This is a genomic window from Streptomyces sp. SID11385, from assembly GCF_010548245.1.
Taxonomy (GTDB): domain Bacteria; phylum Actinomycetota; class Actinomycetes; order Streptomycetales; family Streptomycetaceae; genus Streptomyces.
Genome location: NZ_JAAGLR010000837.1, coordinates 1 through 457, shown reverse-complemented (window position 1 = coordinate 457; position 457 = coordinate 1). Strand labels below are relative to the sequence as shown.

Below are 457 nucleotides of genomic sequence, written 5' to 3'. Positions count from 1 at the left end.
TCCCGCTCCAGCAGGCTCTGGCGGCGCAGCCGCAGCTCCACGCGGCGGGTCAGCTCCTCGTCGCTGCCGTTCGGCAACCCGCCGCGCAGCACCGCACGGGCGTAGTCGTGGGTCTGCAGAAGGCCGGTCACGTACTGGGGTTCATACGTGCGCAGGGTCTGGGCGCCGGTCTCCAGGCTGACGTAGGCGGTGAACCAGCTGGGCACGGCGTCGCGGTAGGAGTGCCACCAGCCGGGCTCGTTGGCCTGCTCGGCCAGATCGACGAACTCGTCTATCTCCTGGCGGTCCGCGCCGAAGGTCTCCAGAAGCTTCTCCACGTAGAGAGGCTTCAGCGCGACCTCGGCCTTCTCCAGCCGGCGGATCGTCAGGGGTGTCACGCGCAGTGCCCTCGCCGCGTCCTCCAGCGAGGCACCGGCCGCGAGACGCATGTCCTGCAGCCGACGTCCAAGGATCATGC

The 457-nt window shown here is 69.6% G+C and carries 1 protein-coding gene; it reads right to left on the bottom strand.

Annotated elements, in window-relative coordinates:
* Nucleotides 1–455, bottom strand: a 455-nt coding sequence (locus G3I42_RS25375; RefSeq protein WP_164289645.1) for a Scr1 family TA system antitoxin-like transcriptional regulator, incomplete at its 3' end; no start/stop codon positions are given.
* Nucleotides 456–457 lie beyond the last annotated feature (2 nt).